4 protein-coding genes are annotated in these 3,155 nt (G+C 76.0%); all 4 read right to left on the minus strand.

Annotated elements, in window-relative coordinates:
• Positions 1–79: 79 nt before the first annotated feature.
• Positions 80–1,450: a type VI secretion system baseplate subunit TssK gene (gene tssK, locus NS331_RS24995; protein WP_058644598.1), complete on the minus strand. Its 1,371-nt coding sequence runs from the start codon at positions 1,448–1,450 to the stop codon at positions 80–82.
• Between the two features lie 2 nt (positions 1,451–1,452).
• The gene (gene tssJ / locus NS331_RS25000) at positions 1,453–2,298 is read right to left on the minus strand and encodes a type VI secretion system lipoprotein TssJ (RefSeq protein WP_153013063.1); all 846 of its coding nucleotides are present in this window, start codon (positions 2,296–2,298) and stop codon (positions 1,453–1,455) included.
• Positions 2,295–2,687 (minus strand): DUF4150 domain-containing protein, encoded by a 393-nt coding sequence (locus NS331_RS25005; protein ID WP_058644600.1) that lies wholly within the window; start codon positions 2,685–2,687, stop codon positions 2,295–2,297. Before NS331_RS25005 ends, tssJ begins: the two co-directional genes overlap by 4 nt.
• A gap of 16 nt (positions 2,688–2,703) precedes the next feature.
• Positions 2,704–3,155: DUF3540 domain-containing protein (locus NS331_RS25010; protein ID WP_058644601.1), on the minus strand; the 452-nt coding region annotated here is incomplete at its 5' end.

The following is a 3,155-nucleotide window of genomic DNA, read 5'->3' on the forward strand; positions in this document are numbered from 1 at the left end:
CGCGGCGGCATCGCTGGCGGGGGCGCGCAGGGCGGCCTGCATCTCGCGCAGGAAGCCGTCGGCGGCGTCGATCAGGAAGTCATGCGCCACCGTGCGCTCCCGCGGCCGACAGGGGCCGGATCAGCCAGCCGCGCAGCGCCAGGCCCGGCCAGGCGCCGGCCACATGGATGCCCAGGGCGCGGCTGCGCGCCATTTCGTGCCAGGGGGCCGAGCCCGGCTCCAGCTCGAAGTAGTGCCAGCCGGCCTGCAGCGGCAGCTCGGCCGGCGCGGTGGGCAGGTGGCGCAGCACGACGCCGGGCACCTGCAGGCGCACCAGCTCGGCCAGCCGGTCCGCCGCGCCCACGATGGCCTGGGTGGCGAAGCGGCGGTAGAGCCATTCGTCCGGCACCTGGGCATGCACGGCCACGACCAGGCGCTCGTGCCCGCCCAGCGCGGGCAGCAGCTCGGTGGCGACGAGCAGGCCGTCCTTCTCGGTCCGGAAGCCGAATTCGACCGCCAGCCGCTCGCGCATCTGGTTGAGCAGCGCTTCGGCCTGCGCCAGCAGCGGCTGGAACATGGCCATGGGCGTCTCGGGCGTCCAGGCGATGGCGTAAGCGCGTTCGGGCGGATGGCCCAGCGCCGCCACGTCGCTCACCAGCGCCTGCAGCTGCTGCAGCACCGCCAGCGGCGGCACGTGGGTCAGCGACAGCGTCAGGGCCAGGGCGGCCTCGTGCCGCAGCAGCGACTGCAGCAGCACGAAGTCGGCCACTTCGAGCACCGAGCTGTTCTGCGGCTGGCCGACGCGGGCCATCTGCCAGTCGGCGCGGTAGCGCAGCACGCCCAGCAGCGCCTCGAGGCGGGCGAGGAGGGTGCGGGCCGCGCGCAGGTCCAGCAGCGGCGGCACGTGGGCCTCGTCGAGCGTGGCCTGGCCGCTGCTGCTGACGCGGGCGATGCGCGCGATGGGCAGCACCACGTCCTGGCTGGAGGCCTCGGACTGGCGCAGCAGGCGCAGGTCCAGCACGCCCAGGCCCACGGCCTCCGGCGGGGCGGGGTCGGGCGAGCTGTCGTCGGCGAGCTCGACCATCTGGCGGCGGTAGCGCGCGCGGGCGCCACCGGGCAGCGCGGCTTCCTGGGGCTGGGCCGGGCCGACGCCGGCGCGTGCCACGGCGAGCACGAAGACGGCCCCCTCGTCGCGCGGCGCGAGCAGGACGGGCGGCGGCAGCGGCTGGTCGGCGGGCAGGTCGAAGGGCGTGCCGTCGGGCAGTACGCCGGCGGCGGCGCGCAGGCTCAGCTGGCCGTGGGCCAGGGCACCGGCGTCCACGTCCAGCGCCAGCAGGCCGTGCGCCGGCAGGCGCCAGGCGGCGGTGAGCGCCTGGGCATGGTGGCGCAGGTGCGCCTGGAGGTGCTGGAACTGCTGCGGCAGCAGGTCCAGGTCGTCGGTCCACAGGACCGGATGGGCGGGGCGGGGCATCGTCATCGGTAGAAGGCGCCGGTTTGGCGCGGCAGGGCATCGGCCCGGCGCTCGTCGAAGGCGGGCGGACGGACCGGCTGGGGCAGGGAGGCCGGATAGGGCGGATGAATGGGCATGGGCAGGTCGGGGGCCTGCGGCGCTGCGTCGCCCACCGCGGGCGGGGCCGCCGGTGCCGGGCAGGCGGCGGGCTGGGGCGCCGGTGCGCCGCCTGCCGGCGCTGCCGCCGCGTTCTCGCGCAGCAGGTGCAGCGTGGTGCCGTGCACGTACAGCGTCCAGCCGGTGGCGATGGTGGCCTCGTCCAGCGGCAGCAGCACGCGCCCCGTCCCGGGCTGCTGCGGCGCGCGGAAGTCGGCGGCGATGCCCAGCGTGCCGGGCTGGCTGCCGATCCAGCCCACGCCGACCATGGCGCCGGGCGGCACCACGTAGTCCTGCACCTCGCGCACCTCGGCGCCCATGGCGGCCCGGTCCGTGGCGAAGAGCTGGGCCGCGGGCAGGCTGGCGAAGCGGGTGGCCGAGGCCAGCTCGGCGATGCGGATGCGCACCGGCGCCGCCTCGCCGCGCTCGTTGGGGTTGATCCAGGCATCGGTGCACAGCAGCAGCCGCAGGGCCTGCCGGCGGCCTTCGGGCGCCGCCGCCTGCGGTCCCGAGGCCTCGGCCTTGCCGCCCCTGCCCCTGGCGGCCGCGTCGGCGGCGGCCAGCGCGGGCCGGGCCTGCACGCCCAGCATCTTGAGCACCGGCACCTGCTCCAGCGCCGGCGATACGGCATCGTCCAGCCCGCGCACGACGGCGCAGCCCGCCAGCAGCCCGGGCAGCACCGCCAGCGCGGCATGCCGCAGCAGGGTCGTCACGCGCACAGCAGCAGCACCCGTGTCTGGTTGGGCGTGCAGGCGACCGACACCACGTTGCACAGGTTCGAGATGCCCATCGAGCCCAGGCGCTGCGTGGGCAGCGCGCCGGTGAGGAAGGTGGTGGCGTTGACCAGCGTGGTCTGCGGCCCGAGCACCAGGCCCGAGGCGACGCCGCTCACGCCCGGCAGGTCGCCCATGGACAGGCCGATGACCGTGGCCATGTTGTGCACCGGCGCGCCGCCGATGAAGATGTTCATCGGCGCCGGCGTGCCCATCACCTCCTGCGCCATGTTGGGATAGGGCATGGGCACGAGCAGCGGGCCCATGGGCGTGAGGCACACGTCCGGAAAGCCCTGCTTGAGGGCCGGCAGCTGGTTGAGGGCGAACATCGCGCGCTGCTCCCGCTCACCCGACGTGCACCTGCACGCCGTCGACCTTGAGCATGCCCTGGGCCTGCAGCACGGCCGTGCCGCCACCCAGGGCGAGCAACTGCGCGGCATGCACGTCGAGCGTGCCGCAGCGCAGCGATTCCACGTCCTGCACCTGGCGCAGGCTGCGTCCGCGCCACGCCAGGCACTGGCGGGCCCAGCTCGATAGCGTGCCGAACACGCCCTCCGCCGCGGCGGCCACGGCGCGCAGCCGGGTGGCGGCGAGCGCCACCTCGCCATGGGTGGCCGTCCAGTCCTGGCTTTCGGTGCGCAGGTGCGTGCTGCGCAGGCTGCACTGCGCGGCCTGCAGTTCGAGCACCGGTGCCGCGGCGCGGAGGTTGCGGCTGCCGCGCGCGGCCAGCACGGCCACGATCCAGCCGCTGCCGCCGTGGCGGGCGACCAGCACCGCGTCGCCCGCCACGGCGGCAG

The sequence above is a fragment of the Pseudacidovorax intermedius genome (assembly GCF_001476815.1).
GTDB classification, from domain to species: domain Bacteria; phylum Pseudomonadota; class Gammaproteobacteria; order Burkholderiales; family Burkholderiaceae_C; genus Xenophilus; species Xenophilus intermedius_A.

Coding starts and splice junctions, on each gene's coding strand:
- tssK (WP_058644598.1), bottom strand. CDS start 1,450: ATGCCCCGCCCCGCCCATCCGGTCCTGTGGACCGACGACCTGGACCTG.
- NS331_RS25005 (WP_058644600.1), bottom strand. CDS start 2,687: ATGTTCGCCCTCAACCAGCTGCCGGCCCTCAAGCAGGGCTTTCCGGAC.